The 16,757-nt window shown below is 57.4% G+C and carries 14 protein-coding genes; 8 read left to right on the top strand and 6 right to left on the bottom strand.

Features of this window, described 5'->3' with window-relative positions:
- The first annotated feature begins 25 nt into the window (after window positions 1-25).
- Window positions 26-2,848: an excinuclease ABC subunit UvrA gene (gene uvrA / locus EFB11_RS11170; protein WP_122790299.1), complete on the top strand. Its 2,823-nt coding sequence runs from the start codon at window positions 26-28 to the stop codon at window positions 2,846-2,848.
- A gap of 43 nt (window positions 2,849-2,891) precedes the next feature.
- Here the strand turns inward: uvrA and EFB11_RS11165 are convergent, their stop codons facing one another.
- Window positions 2,892-4,184, bottom strand: coding sequence for an HlyC/CorC family transporter (locus tag EFB11_RS11165; RefSeq protein WP_122790298.1), 1,293 nt, complete (start codon window positions 4,182-4,184; stop codon window positions 2,892-2,894).
- 152 nt (window positions 4,185-4,336) lie between these two features.
- Here EFB11_RS11165 and EFB11_RS11160 point away from each other — a divergent pair, with 152 nt between their 5' ends.
- From EFB11_RS11160 to EFB11_RS11155, 3 genes are read left to right on the top strand one after another with little or no spacing between them, the layout of a single operon-like run.
- The gene (locus EFB11_RS11160; RefSeq protein ID WP_122790297.1) at window positions 4,337-5,353 is read left to right on the top strand and encodes an SPFH domain-containing protein; all 1,017 of its coding nucleotides are present in this window, start codon (window positions 4,337-4,339) and stop codon (window positions 5,351-5,353) included.
- A 28-nt stretch (window positions 5,354-5,381) separates the two neighbouring features.
- On the top strand, window positions 5,382-5,639 hold the full coding sequence (locus tag EFB11_RS16895) for a hypothetical protein (RefSeq protein WP_164706666.1): 258 nt from the start codon (window positions 5,382-5,384) through the stop codon (window positions 5,637-5,639).
- A gap of 11 nt (window positions 5,640-5,650) precedes the next feature.
- Entirely contained in the window at window positions 5,651-5,815 is a 165-nt protein-coding gene (locus EFB11_RS11155; RefSeq protein ID WP_206424181.1) for a TA system antitoxin ParD family protein, read from the top strand.
- Window positions 5,816-5,874: 59 nt separating this feature from the next.
- On the opposite strand, the gene EFB11_RS11150 is transcribed toward EFB11_RS11155, so the two are convergent.
- Window positions 5,875-9,621 (bottom strand): phosphoribosylformylglycinamidine synthase, encoded by a 3,747-nt coding sequence (locus tag EFB11_RS11150; RefSeq protein WP_122790296.1) that lies wholly within the window; start codon window positions 9,619-9,621, stop codon window positions 5,875-5,877.
- A gap of 340 nt (window positions 9,622-9,961) precedes the next feature.
- Between EFB11_RS11150 and rpe the strand changes: the two genes are divergently transcribed.
- Complete coding sequence (gene rpe / locus EFB11_RS11145; RefSeq protein ID WP_122790295.1) at window positions 9,962-10,645, top strand: ribulose-phosphate 3-epimerase; 684 nt, start codon at window positions 9,962-9,964, stop codon at window positions 10,643-10,645.
- 70 nt (window positions 10,646-10,715) lie between these two features.
- Here rpe and EFB11_RS11140 read toward each other — a convergent pair whose 3' ends face one another.
- Window positions 10,716-11,204, bottom strand: coding sequence for a GNAT family N-acetyltransferase (locus EFB11_RS11140; RefSeq protein ID WP_122790294.1), 489 nt, complete (start codon window positions 11,202-11,204; stop codon window positions 10,716-10,718).
- 103 nt (window positions 11,205-11,307) lie between these two features.
- Between EFB11_RS11140 and EFB11_RS11135 the strand changes: the two genes are divergently transcribed.
- Complete coding sequence (locus EFB11_RS11135) at window positions 11,308-11,592, top strand: hypothetical protein (protein WP_122790293.1); 285 nt, start codon at window positions 11,308-11,310, stop codon at window positions 11,590-11,592.
- Complete coding sequence (locus tag EFB11_RS11130; RefSeq protein ID WP_206424180.1) at window positions 11,589-12,194, top strand: lysine exporter LysO family protein; 606 nt, start codon at window positions 11,589-11,591, stop codon at window positions 12,192-12,194. Before EFB11_RS11135 ends, EFB11_RS11130 begins: the two co-directional genes overlap by 4 nt.
- A gap of 74 nt (window positions 12,195-12,268) precedes the next feature.
- On the opposite strand, the gene EFB11_RS11125 is transcribed toward EFB11_RS11130, so the two are convergent.
- From EFB11_RS11125 to EFB11_RS11115, 3 genes are read right to left on the bottom strand one after another with little or no spacing between them, the layout of a single operon-like run.
- A complete protein-coding gene (locus EFB11_RS11125) occupies window positions 12,269-13,474 on the bottom strand; it encodes a bifunctional histidine phosphatase family protein/GNAT family N-acetyltransferase (RefSeq protein ID WP_122790292.1) in 1,206 nt (401 codons plus the stop codon).
- Entirely contained in the window at window positions 13,471-14,376 is a 906-nt protein-coding gene (locus EFB11_RS11120) for a dihydroorotate dehydrogenase (protein ID WP_122790291.1), read from the bottom strand. Before EFB11_RS11120 ends, EFB11_RS11125 begins: the two co-directional genes overlap by 4 nt.
- A complete protein-coding gene (locus EFB11_RS11115) occupies window positions 14,376-15,149 on the bottom strand; it encodes a dihydroorotate dehydrogenase electron transfer subunit (protein ID WP_122790290.1) in 774 nt (257 codons plus the stop codon). The genes EFB11_RS11120 and EFB11_RS11115 overlap by 1 nt, the downstream gene beginning before the upstream one ends.
- Before the next feature lie 382 nt (window positions 15,150-15,531).
- Here EFB11_RS11115 and EFB11_RS11110 point away from each other — a divergent pair, with 382 nt between their 5' ends.
- Window positions 15,532-16,686, top strand: a complete 1,155-nt coding sequence (locus tag EFB11_RS11110; RefSeq protein WP_122790289.1) for a BMP family ABC transporter substrate-binding protein — start codon at window positions 15,532-15,534, stop codon at window positions 16,684-16,686.
- The last annotated feature ends 71 nt before the right edge of the window (window positions 16,687-16,757 follow it).

Below are 16,757 nucleotides of genomic sequence, written 5' to 3'. Positions count from 1 at the left end.
CATTATCATATAGAAAGGAAACTGCATGCAAGATCATATTTTTGTCAAGGGTGCGCGCGAGCATAACCTGAAAAATGTGGACATCAAAGTCCCGCGTGACAAGCTGGTGGTGTTCACCGGCCTGTCCGGTTCGGGCAAATCCTCGCTCGCATTCGATACCATTTATGCCGAAGGCCAGCGGCGGTATGTCGAGTCGCTGTCCTCCTATGCCCGCCAGTTTTTGGGGCAGATGGAAAAGCCGGATGTCGATTACATCGAAGGCCTGTCGCCCGCCATCTCCATCGACCAGAAAACCACTTCCAAGAATCCGCGCTCGACTGTGGGCACGGTCACCGAAATTTACGACTATCTGCGTCTTTTGTGGGCACGCATCGGCATCCCGCACTGTCCCAAGTGCGGCAAGGAGATTCACCAGCAGACCATTGACCAGATCATCGACCAGCTGATGGCCCTGCCCGAGCGCACCCGCCTGCAGATTTTGGCGCCCGTGGTGCGCGGCCGCAAGGGCGAACACGTTAAGGTGCTCGAGGATGCCCGCAAATCGGGTTATGTCCGCGTGCGGGTGGATGGGAACATCTATGATTTGTCCGAAGAAATCAAGCTGGAAAAGAACAAGAAGCACAACATTGAAATCGTGGTCGACCGGATCGCGGTCAAGCCCGATGTGCGCGGCCGTCTGACCGATTCGGTCGAGACCGCATCCGCCCTGTCGGGCGGTCTGGTGCTGGCCGACATCGTGGACGGCGAAACGCTCACCTTTTCACAAAATTACGCCTGTGAGGACTGCGGTATCTCCATTGAAGAACTCACGCCGCGGATGTTCTCATTTAACAACCCCTATGGCGCATGTCCGACCTGTACCGGTCTAGGCATCCAGATGAAGATCGACCCCGACCGCATTATCCCCAACCGCAGCCTGTCCATCAAGGAAGGCGCTATCCAGGCGAGCGGGTGGGGCAATGCCGAGCCTGGCACCATATCGCGCATGTATTACGATGCGCTTGGCAAAAAATACGGTTTTACCGTGGAAACACCCCTCAAGGATTTTTCCGAGGAAGCCATGGACGCCCTGCTTTACGGCACCAAGGGCGAAAAGCTGACTCTGTCGGTCAGCAAATTCTCGGGCGGCAAGATGGAGCAGCCGTTTGAAGGCGTAGTAAACAACCTGGAACGCCGCTACCGCGAAACCTCGAGCGAATATGCCCGGGGCGAGATCGAGGAGTGCATGAGCGAAGTGCCCTGCCCGGATTGCAAAGGCCGCCGTTTGAAGAAAGAGGTGCTCGCAGTCACGGTCGGCGGGCTGAACATCATGGAGTTTTCCGAAAAGTCGGTCACCAAGGCGATTGATTTCATGGAAAAGCTGGAACTGACCGAAATGCAGCACAAGATCGGCGATCGGGTCATCAAGGAAATTCTCGACCGGCTGGGCTTCCTGCGCTCGGTCGGTCTGGAATATTTGACCCTGTCGCGCGCATCGGGTACGCTGTCGGGCGGCGAAGCGCAGCGCATTCGTCTGGCGACCCAGATCGGCTCGTCGCTGATGGGCGTGCTGTATATTCTGGATGAGCCGTCGATTGGCCTGCACCAGCGCGACAACGACAAGTTGCTGGCGACCCTGAAACGCCTGCGCGACCTTGGCAATACGCTCATCGTGGTCGAGCACGACGAGGATACCATGTATGCGGCCGATTATATCGTGGACATCGGTCCGGGCGCGGGTGTGCACGGCGGCGAGGTCGTCTACCAGGGCGACGTCCAGGGCTTGCTGACCTGTGAGCGCTCGATGACAGGCGCGTACCTGTCCGGCCGCATGACCATCCCGGTGCCCGAGATTCGGCGCAAGGGCAACGGCAAAAAGCTGATTATCAAGGGTGCGGCGGTCAACAACCTGAAAAATACCGATTTCACTATCCCGCTGGGCACGCTGACCTGCGTGACCGGCGTATCCGGTTCGGGCAAATCGTCGTTTGTCAACGAGATTTTGTACAAGCGGCTGGCGGCCGAACTGAACGGCGCACGGACCCGAGCGGGCGCGCACAAAGAGATGCGAGGTCTGGAAAATCTGGATAAGGTGGTCGGTATCGATCAGTCGCCCATCGGGCGCACGCCGCGCTCCAACCCGGCGACCTATACCGGCCTGTTTAACGACATCCGCGAGCTGTTTGCCCAGACGGCGGACGCCAAGGCGCGCGGCTATGGACCGGGACGGTTCAGCTTCAACATCAAGGGCGGCCGCTGCGAAGCCTGCACGGGCGATGGCCTGTTAAAAATTGAAATGCACTTTTTGCCCGATATTTATGTGCCCTGCGATGTGTGCAAAGGACGGCGCTACAACAAGGAAACGCTCGAAGTGCGCTACAAGGGCAAGAACATCTTTGAAGTGCTCGACATGACCGTGGACGAAGCGGCACAGTTTTTCGAAAACGTGCCCAAGCTTGCGCGGCGGCTGCAAACCATGCAGGAAGTCGGGCTGGGCTATGTCAAGCTGGGACAGTCCTCGACCACGCTGTCGGGCGGCGAAGCCCAGCGCGTCAAGCTCGCGACCGAGCTGTCCAAGCGCTCGACCGGCAAGACCATTTATATTCTGGACGAGCCGACCACCGGTCTGCATGTGGCCGATGTCCACAAGCTGGTGGATGTGCTGCAAAAGCTGGTGGAAAAGGGCAATACGGTGGTTGTCATTGAGCACAACTTGGACGTCATCAAGACCGCCGATTATATCATCGACCTCGGCCCCGAGGGCGGCGACGGCGGCGGCGAAGTGGTCTGCTGCGGCACGCCGGAAACGGTTGCAAAATGCGAAGCTTCCTACACTGGCCATTACCTGGCGAAATATTTAACGAAATAAGAAAAGGGACTGGATGAATCCAGTCCCTTTTTTGATGTACGGATTAAGCCGGTTCGTCATCAGCCGGAGCCTGCTGCGGGGCAACCTGTACGGTTGCATAGGTCAGGCGCTGGCCATCAGTCTCGGTGACCGTGACGGTCAGGTTTTCGTAAACAAAAGATTCGCCCATGCGGGGGATATAGCCGAACGAATCGGAAATCCAGCCGCTGACCGTGGCGATATCTTCGGGCGCGTCGCCCAGGTCAAAGTATTCAAACAATTTATCCAGTCGCATGCCGCAGGCCACGCGGAACGTGTGGTCTTCCAGCGGCGTGATGTCGTTGGTGATGACATCATGCTCGTCCCAGATTTCGCCCACCAGTTCTTCGATGATGTCTTCCATGGTGACAACACCGAGCGTGCCGCCAAAGTCGTCGGTCACGATAGCAATGTGTCTTCTTTTGGTTTGCAACGCGCGCAGCAGTTTGGAAATTTCCATCGAAGGCGGGATGAAATACGGTTCTTGCAGGATGCTGGAAACCGTCTGGCCGCCATAAAGCACCTGATTGTAGAAATCCTTTTCATGAATGACGCCCACAACGGTGTCGATGCTGTCCTGGTAGACCAGCAGGCGGGAGAAGCCGCTTTCGCGGAAAGTTTCCAGGATTTTATCATGAGAAGCATCCAGCGGGACAGCGCACACATCCACACGGGGGGTGCAAATGTCCTCAGCTTCCAGATCGTTAAATTCGATGGCGCTGCGGATGAGCGCGCCTTCTTCGTGGTTGATGCCGCCGCCATCTTGGGCTTCATCCACAATGGTCAGCAGTTCGTCTTCGGTGATGCCCTGGCTTTCCGGGATCTTGAAGATATGGGTCAGCAGACGTTTCCATTGGGTAAAGATGAAGTTGAGCGGCGCAAGGATCTTCAGCAGAACATTGAGGAACGGAGCGGAGAACATCGAAAACTGCTCGGGGGCATCCTTGGCCAGGCTCTTGGGCGAGATTTCGCCAAAGATCAGGATGACCAGCGTCATGACGACCGTGGATACCGTTGCACCGGCATAGGGCAGGAGCTTGAGGAAGAACACGGTTGCCAGCGAGGTGGCGAGGATGTTTACGATGTTGTTGCCAATCAGAATGGTCGAAATCAGCTTGTCGTAGCTTTCCGACTGGCGTAGGACCAGCGAAGCGCGTTTGTTCCCGTCGGCCGCGATGTTTTTCATACGTACACGGTTGAGCGAGGAATAAGCTGTTTCGGTTGCAGAAAAGTAGGCTGACAGGATCACGCATAAAATGATGATACCAAGCGTCACAAAATCAGCCGATGTCAGATTGGCTAAATGACCACTGTCCATAGATTGGAAGTTCCCTCCTAAATATATATTCCCTTATATTATAGCACAAAAGGAGTTAAGAAACTACAAAGAAAAATCCTCTTGACAGATGGAAAGCAAAGTCGTATTATGATGATATCAAATTGATATCGATGACAAAGGAGTGGATTCAAATGACACAGCAAAAAACAACCTATGAGGAAAAGGTCCTCCGGGCGGGCAGCGGCATGGCGGTGCTGGTGCTCAACATTGCGCTGATGCTGGCCGCAGTCGCAGGCATTGTATTCAGTGCCATCCGGCTATCGAATGATGGGGCTAGCGCCGGCATGATCGCCTTGCTGGTGGTGTGCATCTTTTATTGGTGCCTGCCGTGCTGGCTGCTGTTTGCGGGCATCAAGGTACTGGGGCCCAACGAAGCGCTGGTTTTGACCCTGTTCGGCAAGTACATCGGCACACTCAAGGGAGAGGGCATCTTTTTTGTCAACCCGTTTTGCAATTCGGTCAATCCGGCGGCCCAGACCGCAAGCGAAGTGGCGCTGACCAAGCTGTCCAAAGAGGAAAACACATCGAGCGGTAAGATCGTCAAGGCGGCTTCCATGAGCAAAAAGCTGTCGCTCAAGACCATGACGCTCAACAACGACAAGCAGAAGATCAACGATCTGCTCGGCAATCCGATCGTCATTGGCATCGCAGTCATCTGGCACATCGAGGACACGGCCAAGGCCGTATTCGCCGTGGACAATTATCAGGAGTTTTTGTCCATCCAGTCGGATGCTGCGCTGCGCAACACCGTGCGGCTGTATCCCTATGACGTGTCCGAAGGCGGCGATGAAAAGAGCCTGCGCGGTTCGGCTCAGGAGATCGCCGGGGTACTGGCCAAGGAAATTCAGAAGCGCGTCGAATGCGCAGGTCTAAAAATCGAAGAAGCCCGCATCACAACGCTGGCTTATGCACCCGAGATCGCGGCAGCGATGCTGCAACGGCAGCAGGCCAGTGCGGTCGTCGATGCGCGCAAAATGATCGTCGAAGGTGCGGTGGGTATGGTCGAGATGGCGCTCGACGAACTCAGCCGCAAGCAGGTAGTCGATTTGGACGACGAACGCAAGGCACAGATGGTATCCAACCTGATGGTGGTTTTGTGCGCAGGGAAAGATGCACAACCGGTTGTAAATTCCGGCTCGATCTATTAAAATAGAAAGAAAAGAAGGGAGCACGGGTATGCTTCTGGAGATCGTGCTGCAAATAATTTTTACAGGGGTGACGGAAGGCGCGCAATGCCGCCGGGTGCCCTGGCCGCTGCGGATTGTTCTGCTGCTGCTTGTTGTGATCATTTATGGAGGCGTGGGTGCGCTGCTGCTGTTCTGTGCATGGAGTATGCACGGCGAACCGATATGGCTGCGGCTGGTATGTCTTGTCGGCGGTGGGATGTGTCTGTTTTACGTGGGAAACAGTCTGCGCAAAGCAATTCGAAAGTAGGAGGTGAGGCTGTGGCGGACAAATCGAAAAAGCAGGTGCCGCTGCGGCTATCTGCTTCCCTTTATGAGGAGATCGCCCGCTGGGCCGAGGATGAATTCCGGTCGGTCAATGGACAGATCGAATATCTCCTGACCGAGGCGGTGCGCCGCCGCAAAAAAGAGAAAAAAGAAGAATAAAACGCACGCAAAAAACAGAAAAAACTCCCCTCGAATCACCATTCGAGGGGAGTTTTCGATTATTTGAAATACTTCACGCCGTTTGCAAAAATGGGCTGATATTTTTCGCCGTAGATGTTGCGGCCCACATACGGGCTGTAACGCTCGGTATGGCCCATCTTACCCAGCACGCGGCCATCGGGGGAGGTGATGCCTTCGATCGCGCACATCGAACCATTCGGGTTCCAGGCAATGTCCATGGACGGATTGCCGGAAAGGTCGGTGTACTGGAAGGCGATCTGGCCGTTCTTCGCCAAATCCTCGATGACGTGCTGCGGAGCAACAAAGCGGCCTTCGCCGTGCGAAATGGCGATCGAATGCAGGTCGCCCACCTCGCAGGAGGACAGCCACGGGCTCTTGACCGACGCCACGCGCGTGGTCACATAAGAGGACTGATGGCGGCCGATGAGGTTAAAGGTCAAAGTCGGGTCAGCATCGGTCATCTGGTCGCGGATCTCGCCGTAGGGCACCAGACCGAGCTTAATGAGTGCCTGGAAGCCGTTGCAGATGCCGAGCATCAGGCCGTCGCGCTTGCCGAGCAGGTCATGGATGGCATCCTTGATGCCCGGGCCGCGCAGGAAGGAAGCAATGAACTTGCCCGAGCCGTCCGGCTCGTCGCCGCCCGAGAAGCCGCCCGGCAGAATCACCATCTGCGCGCGGCGGATGGCCTGCTCGAGCTGTTCGGCCGACTGGGCCAGCGCATCGGCCGAGAAGTTGCGAACCACAATGATTTCGGCTGCGCCGCCTGCGGTTTCAACTGCCTTGGCGGTGTCGTATTCGCAGTTGGTGCCCGGGAATACCGGGATGACTGCCAGCGGCTTGGCCATCTTGACCGCCGGGGCCTTGGCATTGCGCTCGGTGTAAGACAGGGTGGTCAGGTGCTCGTCCGCTGCCGGAGCCTGGGTCGGGAAGACCGATTCCAGACGGCCTTCAAATGCGGCCTTGAGCTGGTCGAGCGTCACGCGCTCGCCGCCGATGGTAACCGCCGGGTCGGCGATGGTTTCGCCCACCTTCCAGGCGTGCGGCAGTTCTTCGGTAGTTTCGAGCAGGATGCCGCCAAAGTTCTTGAGGAACAGGGCTTCCTGCGGGAAAGCCGGGTCAAAGGCAAAGCCGATGTCGTTGCCCAGCGTCATCTTGCACACGCCCTCGGCCACGCCGCCGACACTCAGCGCCCAGGCCGAAACCGCCTTGCCTTCGGAAATCAGACGGAAAGCGTCGTCCCACATGTCCTTGATCATGTCATAATCGGGTGCGCCGTCGGCCGTGTAAGCCGCGTCGAGCAGGTAGACCGGATGACCAGCTGCCTTGAATTCGGGGGAGATGAGCTGGTCGGCTTCCTGCGGAACGATGGCGAACGATACCAGCGTCGGGGGAACGTCCATATCGTCAAACGAGCCGCTCATGGAGTCCTTGCCGCCGATGGCGCCCAGGCACAGCTCTTCCTGTGCTACATAAGCACCCAGCAGGGCGGACAGCGGCTTGCCGAAGCGCTTCGGGTCCTTGCCCAGACGTTCGAAGTATTCCTGGAAGGTCAGGTACGCGCGGTCATACCGGCAGCCGGCGGCGACCAGCTTAGCGACCGATTCCACGACCGCCGCCGAGGCGCCCAGGAAGGGATTCTGTTCGGTGTAGAAGGGGTCAAAGCCATAGGCCATGACCGACGCGGTCGATGCCTGACCGGACAGGGCGGGCAGGGTGGCCGCCATGACCTGGGTCGGGGTGAGCTGATTCTTGCCGCCAAAGGGCATGAAGACCGAGTTTGCACCGATCGAGCCGTCAAAGCGCTCGACCAGACCGCGCTCCAGGCAGACGTTGAGCGAAGATGCATGATTGAGCAGCTTTTCCGCAACCGTATCGCCGTCCGGCGTGCGCTCGATGGACGGTGCAGCCAGATGCGGCACCGCAGCCGTTGCATGCTTAGCGCAGCCGTTGGTGTTCAGGAAATCGCGGGAAATGTCTACAATGGTCTTGCCGTTCCAGGTCATGCGCAGACGGTTGGTGTCGGTGACGACAGCCACCTTGACCGCTTCCAGGTTTTCGCCCGAAGCCTTGGCAATGAAGGCGTCAGCGTCCTTTGCACGTACGACAACCGCCATACGTTCCTGGGATTCCGAGATGGCCAGTTCGGTGCCGTCCAGACCGTCGTATTTCTTGGGAACCATGTTCAGGTCAATGTCCAGACCGTCGGCCAGTTCGCCGATGGCGACCGAAACACCGCCCGCGCCAAAGTCGTTGCAGCGGCGGATCATGCGGGTGACTTCCGGGTCGCGGAACAGGCGCTGAATCTTGCGCTCCTCGGGCGGGTTGCCCTTCTGGACTTCAGCGCCGCAGGTTTCCAGCGAAGATTCGGTGTGCTTCTTGGACGAACCGGTCGCACCGCCGCAGCCATCGCGGCCGGTCTTGCCGCCGAGCAGGATGACGATGTCGCCCGCTTCGGGTACTTCGCGGATGACGTTTTCGACCGGGGCTGCGCCAACGACCGCGCCGATTTCCATGCGCTTGGCGACATAACCCGGGTGATAGATCTCATGCACCAGGCCGGTCGCCAGACCGATCTGGTTGCCGTAGGACGAATAACCAGCCGCAGCGGTCGTGCACAGCTTGCGCTGGGGCAGCTTGTGCGGCAGGGTTTCAGACAGCGGAACGGTCGGGTCGCCCGCGCCGGTCACACGCATGGCCTGATAAACATAGCTGCGGCCGGACAGCGGGTCGCGGATGGCGCCGCCCAGGCAGGTCGCCGCACCGCCGAACGGCTCGATTTCGGTCGGATGGTTGTGGGTTTCGTTCTTGAACATCAGCAGCCAGTCCTCAAAATGACAGCCGCCGTCTGCGTCGTCCACCTTGACCTTGATCTTGATGGAGCAGGCGTTGATTTCCTCGGACTCGTCCAGGTTTTGCAGATAGCCACGCTTTTTGAGCACCTTAGCGGCCGCGGTCGCGATATCCATCAGGGTGACCGGACGCTTGGACGCCTTTTCTTCGCCGTAGACTTCGACGCGGGCCGCGAGATAGCGGTCAAACGCCGCCTGCACCATCGGGTCGTCGATAGCCGTGTCGTCGATTTCGGTCAGGAAGGTGGTATGGCGGCAGTGGTCCGACCAGTAGGTGTCGATCATGCGCACTTCGGTGATGGTCGGGTCGCGCTTTTCTTCGCCGGCAAAGTAGGCTTGCAGGAACTTGAGGTCATCCAGATCCATGGCAAGGCCCAGGGTCTGGAGCATGTCCGCGAGTGCGGTCTCATCCATGGTCGTAAAGCCTTCGACCGTGTCGACTTCGGTCGGAATGTCGTAGTCGACGCGCAGGGTGGACGGCTTGTCCATAGACGCTTCGCGCGCTTCGACCGGGTTGATGAGGTAATTTTTGACCTTGGCAAGGTCGCTTTCGGTCAGCGTGCCTTCGAACACATAGACCTTGGCGGCTGCGACCGTCGGGCGTTCGCCGCCGGTCAGCAGCTGGATGCACTGGGCGCAGGAGTCGGCGCGCTGGTCAAACTGGCCGGGCAGCGGCTCGACCGCGAGCACGGTGTAGTCGCCCTCGGGCAGGGGGAAGGATTCGTCATAGCATACATCCACCATGGGCTCGGAAAAGACGATGTGCTTGGCTTTTTCATAGGTTTCCGGAGTCAGGCCTTCGGCGTCGTAGCGGCAAAGGTAACGTACGCCCGACAGGGTATGGATCTCAAGCTGATCGGCCAGGCTTTTCAGGAGGCTTTCGGCCTCCACAGCAAAGCCCGGACGCTTTTCAGAATAACAACGGTAAACTGCCATGTGGAACTCCTTTTATCGTACGGTATTTGGTCAAATGGACAAGAAAAAGCAGGCTTTTGGACGCTGCTTTTTGAGTTTGGCCCTATTTTTTCTAACAATATTATCATACCGTATTCCGGCGCGTGCAATCAAGCGATAAACTGCCAAAACCGCATTGAAATTCCCAGGAGATAGTGTATAATTTAATCAAAGGGGGCCGGCCGGACGCTCAGGCCGCAGCCAGCCCCATCTATTCAAAAAGCGGCGCGTGCGGGAAACGGCGCCGTTTCCCCGGCCGCTGTATTTTCAGACTATGCCGCGGCGCACCCGGGGGTTCATCAAACGAGGAGGACTGAAACCCATGACGATCAAACTTTCCCCGTCGATCCTGTCGGCGGATTTTGCCAATCTGGCGCGTGACATCAAGACCGCGGTGGACGCTGGCGCCGAATATGTCCATGTCGACGTGATGGACGGCCATTTTGTGCCCAATATCACCATCGGTGCGCCGGTGGTCAAGGCGCTGCGCAAGGCGACCGACGCTGTGCTCGACGTACACCTGATGATCTCTGACCCGGACAAATATCTGGATGACTTCATCCATGCAGGTTCGGACATCATCACCGTTCACTATGAGTCCAACGGCGATACGCTCGAGCAGCTCAAGAAGATCAAGGCTGCCGGCAAAAAGGCATCCTGCACCATCAAGCCCGGCACCCCGGCCGACGTACTGTTGCCGCTGCTGCCGTACTGCGATATGGTGCTCATCATGACCGTAGAACCCGGCTTTGGCGGCCAGGGCTTTATCCCGGAGTGCATGGACAAGATCAAGTTTATCCGCCGCGCTATTCAGGAAAACGGCTATGCCTGTGAACTGGAGATCGACGGTGGCGCCAAGCTGACCAACACAGCCGACATCGTGGCCGCAGGCGCGGACGTGATCGTGGCCGGTTCGGCCGTTTTCGGCGGCGATATTGCGGAAAACGTCAAGGGCTTCCATCAGGTCTTTGCCGATGGGGTAGCCAAGGCGACCTGGAGCAAGTAAACCAACAGCGGGCGGGCCTGCGGCCCGCCGCTTTTGTCCTTAAAAGCAGCAAAAACGCCCTCCGAGGTTTTCAAGTGTCGGAGGACGTTTTTGTGTGTTCGGGGTTCAGATTCTTTTCCATGACAAAATTCGTCAGATGCTGACCGCGCAGCGGCACCGATTGAGCCCGTAGCAGCACATAGCCGCGGCGCAGAAAAAAGGGTTTGGCGGTGAGGGACGCATGGACGGTCACGCGCAGCAGCCCGCGGGAGTGGGCATATTGTTCGAGCGCATCGCACAGAGCGGTGGCAACATGCCGGCGCTGGAAGTCCTTGTGGACGAATAGGTGGTCCAGATAACCGGTATCGTCCAAATTGGCATAACCGGCCACCTGGTCATCCTCCACAGCGACCAGGGTATAGCGGGAACCAAAGAAAGCATCGGTCAGGGTGTGCCAGCCCGCCGCCCAAGCATCCCGCTCGGCTTGGGAATAATCAGGGCATGTGACACATTGGATGGTTTGTGCAAACAGACGCGCCAAAACGGCGCAGTCGTCTGGCTGATAGGGGCGCAGCAGCATGGGCCTTTCCTCCGGAATCTGGTGTAAACGATATAGTAACAGAAAGAAACGCAGTTTGCAAGCAATCTCATGGCAAAAAGGCGGCAATGGAAGGAGATCGGGTATGGAGATCTTGGTGATTATGGGCATTGGTGTCGCGATTGGGCATTTTATCTTTCCCAAGCGGGCCAAAACGATCAATGAGCGGTTGCAGGTCGCCTGCACCCTGGTGTTGATTTTTTCGATGGGCGTGATGCTGGGGCAGCGGGAAAACTTCCTGGGCGAACTGGCGACCGTAGGGTGGCAGAGCTTTGTTTTTTTCCTGCTCCCGACCGTGTTGTCGGTTGTGTGCGTGTATTTGCTCACCCGTCGCTTTTTGGGGAATAAAAAAGGAGGACCGCAGAAATGATGGTCATTTTGGCACTGGTAGCCCTGCTTGGCGGCGTGGCCTATGGACTAGGGGGCCTGAACTGGCCGGTGGTCGAATGGCTCGCCCAGAACACCGATTATATTTTATATGCCCTGATGCTGCTGGTCGGCATCAGTGTTGGGATGCATGAGGGCATTGTAGACAATATGCGCCAGTATCACATCAAAATCCTGCTGATTCCGTGTGGGATCATTGCCGGTTCGCTGGCTGGCGGCGTGCTGTGTAGCCTACTTTTGCGCACCCCCATGGGCGAGAGCACCGCCATTGCCAGCGGTCTGGGGTGGTACAGCCTGACCGGCGTCGCCATCGGCAATTTGTCGGGCGCACAATACGGCAGCATCGCCTTTTTGAGCAATCTCATGCGCGAGATTTTTTCCTTTTTCAGCATCCCGTTTTTGGCGCGGCATCTGAATGTATATAGTTGCATCGCCGCCGCTGGCGCGACCAGCGAAGATACCACGCTGCCCATGATGATCCGCTACACCGACGGCGATACCGTGGTGCTGTCGGTACTCAATGGCGTGATCTGCTCGGCCTGTGTCCCGGTGCTGCTGTCGATCTGCTATCATCTGTTTTCATAAACACAAAACCCCGTCCATGGACGGGGTTTTGTTGTGTCCGGCAGGGCTGCCCGACACGGTATTTTCTTGCGGGTTTACGCATCCATTTCGCTTAAATCGAAGGCATCGCGTTCATCGAGTAGGGAATCGACCCGGATACGCTTATACATGCGGAAATGCGGTCCGCAGGCGTTGACTGTTTCACCGCACTGCGTAAATTCAAACTTATGATAAAAGCCCTTGGCACGTTCGTTGTGTGCGGCGACGTTCGCACATAAGTATTCCCGGCCCAACCGGCGGTAGACCGAAAACGATTGTCCGATGATTTGTGCCGACAGTCCGCTGCCCCGGTAGTCGGAGGCGATGCAGTAGCCGCCCACCATGCCCACACCCGGTTCGGCCGTATCTGCCGCATCCAGGAATACCAGGGCAACCGGCGTATCGTCCAGCATGCCGAACGAAACCGCATCGGGCAGCACAGCCGATGCCGCAGCGGCCTGTTGCAGCTTGGCTGCTTCATCGAGCAGAGCATCACTGCCATATGCGTTGCGATATTGCTCCCTGACAAAGGAGAGCAAAAGCGCGCGGTCGTCGGCATCCTGCGGGTCATAGGGACGATACCACATTTGCAGGGAGATGGGCAGGCCTTTGTTATCCTTCCAGCCCAGCGCGGCAAAGGTGGACAATTCTTCGGGCAGATGGGAAGCGTCGTTCCAGTATTCGGCGCGCACGCTGCCATCGTCCTCAAACAGAAGCTTAGCGACACAAGTGTTGTCGCCCCAACCGATTTCTCCGACCTGCTCGGGCGCCAGATGCAGCACCCGGCACAGCAGGCTGCGGATGGCAGAGCCGTGGGAGACAACCGCTAAGGTCTGGCCCGGACGCTGGCGGGCAATGCGGTGCAGTTCGGCCAGTACGCGGTCACCAGCCTGCATGACCGTTTCACCGCCCGGCACCGTGCACTCCCACGGGCGGCTGTGCCAGATGGCGAAATCCTCCGGATATTCGCGGGGAAGGATGGCCCAGGTTTTATCTTCCCAGTCGCCCATGTCGATCTCATGCAGCTCCGGCCGGATGATGACCTTCATGCCCTTGGGATCGGCAATGGCCTTGGCCGTATGCCGCGCGCGGTATAAGTTAGATGCGTAGATAGCATCCAGCGCCACCGGCGCAAAGCGTTCGGCCAGATAGGGAAGCTGCCGGTACGCTTTGGGGGTCAACAGAGAATCGTATACACCATGGCAGCGGCGGTAAACATTGCCTTCCGCTTCGGCATGGCGAATGAGATAGATGGTCGTCATACCAATACAGCTCCCGTCAGTTCGGTGACTTTTTCGATTTTATGCGTGCGCATATATTCTTCCAGCTGCTGGAGCGCCTTGACCGGCGCCAGGGGATCGGCAAACATCGCCGTGCCGATGGCAACGGCGTCTGCGCCTGCCAGCATCATTTCCACAATATCGCGTCCGGTGCGAATGCCGCCCATGCCGATGATCGGCACATCGACCGCTTTGCGCACCTGATAGACCATGCGGACCGCCACCGGGAACACCGCCGGACCGGACAGACCGCCCATGATGTTGGACAAAATCGGCCGGCGGGTGTTGATATCGATGCGCATGCCCAGCAGGGTGTTGATGAGGCTGAGAGCATCCGCACCCGCGGCAACGGCGGCGCGGGCGATTTCGGTGATGTCGGTGACATTGGGGCTTAATTTGACGATAAGCGGTTTTTTGGCCTTTTTCTTGGCCGCAGACACCACTTCTTCTACCATCGCCGGCTGGGTTCCAAAGGCCATGCCGCCGCACTTGACGTTCGGACAGGAGATGTTCATTTCAATCAGGTCGACGTCGGCATCCGAGATCTTTTCCACCATGCCTTCGTATTCCTCGACCGTGTTGCCCGATACATTGGCGATGATCTTGGTGTCATACTGTCGCAGGAAGGGGATCTGTTCTTCGATGAACTTGTCGATGCCCGGATTTTGCAGGCCAACACAGTTCAAAATGCCCGACGGGGTTTCCGCGATGCGCGGCGCCGGATTGCCCAGACGCTCGGAGGGAGTCAGGCCCTTGACGCCAATGCCGCCCAGGACCGAGAGGTCAAAAAATTCGCCGTACTCATGGCCAAAGCCAAAGGTGCCGGAAGCCGTTGTGATGGGGTTTTTCAGTTCTACCCCGCAGATGTTTACCCGTAAATCCATTACCAAACGACCTCCTTTGCGTCGAATACCGGTCCGTCCTTGCAGACATGGCCATAGCGTACGCCGTCCTGGCCGTCCTTGAGTTTGAGTTCACATGCGCATACCAGGCAGGCGCCGATGCCGCAGCCCATTCGTTCTTCCAGCGAAACCTGGCACGGCAGGCCGGCTTCGTCTGCGATTTCCGCGATGGCCTTGAGCATGGGCCGGGGACCGCAGGCACAGACGCCAGTATATTCGTGCAGATGCTGGCGCAGCAGGTCGGACACAAAGCCATGGAAGCCGCAGGTGCCGTCGTCGGTGCAGATATGGGTGCGGCCGAGTTCTTCAAAGCGGCTTTGCAGGATGATCACGTTACGGCTGCGGAAGCCCAGAATGGCAGCCGGCTGGGCCGAGCCCTTCTTGGCGGCATGCATGGCATACAGCATGGGCGGCACACCGATGCCGCCGCCGACCATGACCGGACGGTTGCCCAGCGCTTCCAGATCAAAGCCGTGACCGAGCGGGCCGAGCACATCCAGGGGATCGCGGGGATTGCGGCAGGCCAGCCAGGTCGTGCCTTCGCCCTTGACCTGGAAAAAGATTTTGATTAGGTCGCCTTGTACATCGCAAATGGAGATTGGGCGGCGCAGCATGCTGCCTTCGCCGCAGGCAATATGGAGGAACTGGCCGGGTTTGGCAGCGGCCGCAATGCCGGGGGCGCGCAGTGTCAGCGCATAGAGCCCGTTGCCGCGCTCTTCCCGGTAGACCACCATACAGATTTCCTGTTTCACCATCAAAAGGATACCTCCTTGATTTTTTTGCAGTTTCACGCATTTCCGAATGCAAACATTTGGGTACATTATAACATAAAACCGCTTAAATCACAAGATTTCACCCGCCGCTCTTTGGCGGGAGACGAATTGGTTGAATGGTCAAAAAACGAACTTTTTTGGGTGTTTGACCAAACAAAATAGATATTTTTGATGGATTATTGACAAAAATAAAATCTTATCCTATACTTAGACAATAGAGGATCGGCGAAAGAACGAAACAGGTCGCGCGTCCCCAGGCGAGCACAACCCATATTTTGCGGTTTGCTCTTTTTTTGTTGGAATGGGGACAAGGCGCAGAAGGAATGTTTCGACGCCGACGTGTGTAAAAACAGGAGGATATCACATGAAAAGACTGTTAAGCATGGTGCTGGCTGGCGCACTGGCCTGTACGTTGTTGGCGGGCTGCGGCGGTCAGGACACCCCGGCGGCTTCCAACGCAGGCGCAGACGGAAGTTCTGCGGGCACGCAGGGCCTGTTCGACCCCATCCCCAAGGATGAGATCAAGGTCGGCGTCGTGCATATCACCAACCCGGCCGAAGGCACCGGCTACACTTACACCCATGACCTGGGCATCCAGGGCATGCAGGAAAATCTGGGCCTGTCGGATGACCAGATCATCCGCAAGAATGACATCGATGACCAGGACGCAACCAAGATCCAGACAGCTCTAGAAGAACTGGTCGAGGAAGGCTGCAACATCATCTTTGCGACTTCCTGGGGCTACATGGACTATGTTGAGCAGATCGCTGCCGAGTATCCGGAAGTCATCTTCTGCCACGGCACCGGCTACAAGTCCAATGGTTCCAACTTTACCAACTACTTCGGCAAGATCAACCAGGCCCGTTATCTGTCCGGTATCGCGGCTGGTATGAAGACCGAGTCCAACAAGATCGGTTATGTTGCCGCACAGAACAATGAAAACGGCGAAGTTACTTCGGGTATCGACGCATTCGCCATGGGCGTTGAGTCGGTCAATCCGGACGCCAAGGTTTATGTCAAGGTCACTGGTTCCTGGTTTGACCCGGAAGGCGAAGGCCAGGCAGCTAAGGCGCTCATCGACATGGGCTGCGACGTGATTGCACAGCACTGTGATACCGCAAACCCGGCGCTCGAAGCACAGAACGCTGGCGTTTATGCCGTTGGTTACAACTCCGACATGGCCGAAAAGGCTCCGAACTCCACGCTGACTTCGGTTATGTGGGACTGGTCGGTTTACTACACCCAGGCAGTGCAGTCGGTCATCGACGGCACCTGGACGGGTGAAAACTACTTCGGCAATATGAAGGACGGCCTGGTAACGCTGGCGCCGTGCTCCGACCTGTGCGCAGAAGGCACCCAGGAGAAGATCGACGAAGTCAAGGAGCAGATCCTGAACGGTACTTGGGACGTCTTTGACGGCCAGACCGAATATGAAACCAACGACGGCCAGAAGGTTACCCTGAAGGCTGAAGATTACGGCTCCTGCAACTGGTACTACAAGAACGTCGAAGTTGCATAAGCACACAGAAGCTTCCAAAGAGGCGGTCATAGTTGGCCGCCTCTTTTGGCCATTTCGGACGATTGAGGGAA

The organism is Intestinibacillus sp. Marseille-P6563 (assembly GCF_900604335.1).
Lineage (GTDB): Bacteria > Bacillota > Clostridia > Oscillospirales > Butyricicoccaceae > Butyricicoccus_B.
Note: the sequence above shows the minus strand (reverse complement) of the source record. Positions and strands in the feature narration are given on the sequence as shown.

Excerpts from the sequence above, each read along its gene's own strand:
- uvrA (WP_122790299.1), top strand. The coding sequence starts at position 26 with ATGCAAGATCATATTTTTGTCAAGGGTGCGCGCGAGCATAACCTGAAA.
- EFB11_RS11165 (WP_122790298.1), bottom strand. The coding sequence starts at position 4,184 with ATGGACAGTGGTCATTTAGCCAATCTGACATCGGCTGATTTTGTGACG.
- EFB11_RS11160 (WP_122790297.1), top strand. The coding sequence starts at position 4,337 with ATGACACAGCAAAAAACAACCTATGAGGAAAAGGTCCTCCGGGCGGGC.
- EFB11_RS16895 (WP_164706666.1), top strand. The coding sequence starts at position 5,382 with ATGCTTCTGGAGATCGTGCTGCAAATAATTTTTACAGGGGTGACGGAA.
- EFB11_RS11150 (WP_122790296.1), bottom strand. The coding sequence starts at position 9,621 with ATGGCAGTTTACCGTTGTTATTCTGAAAAGCGTCCGGGCTTTGCTGTG.
- rpe (WP_122790295.1), top strand. The coding sequence starts at position 9,962 with ATGACGATCAAACTTTCCCCGTCGATCCTGTCGGCGGATTTTGCCAAT.
- EFB11_RS11140 (WP_122790294.1), bottom strand. The coding sequence starts at position 11,204 with ATGCTGCTGCGCCCCTATCAGCCAGACGACTGCGCCGTTTTGGCGCGT.
- EFB11_RS11135 (WP_122790293.1), top strand. The coding sequence starts at position 11,308 with ATGGAGATCTTGGTGATTATGGGCATTGGTGTCGCGATTGGGCATTTT.
- EFB11_RS11130 (WP_206424180.1), top strand. The coding sequence starts at position 11,589 with ATGATGGTCATTTTGGCACTGGTAGCCCTGCTTGGCGGCGTGGCCTAT.
- EFB11_RS11125 (WP_122790292.1), bottom strand. The coding sequence starts at position 13,474 with ATGACGACCATCTATCTCATTCGCCATGCCGAAGCGGAAGGCAATGTT.
- EFB11_RS11120 (WP_122790291.1), bottom strand. The coding sequence starts at position 14,376 with ATGGATTTACGGGTAAACATCTGCGGGGTAGAACTGAAAAACCCCATC.
- EFB11_RS11115 (WP_122790290.1), bottom strand. The coding sequence starts at position 15,149 with ATGGTGAAACAGGAAATCTGTATGGTGGTCTACCGGGAAGAGCGCGGC.
- EFB11_RS11110 (WP_122790289.1), top strand. The coding sequence starts at position 15,532 with ATGAAAAGACTGTTAAGCATGGTGCTGGCTGGCGCACTGGCCTGTACG.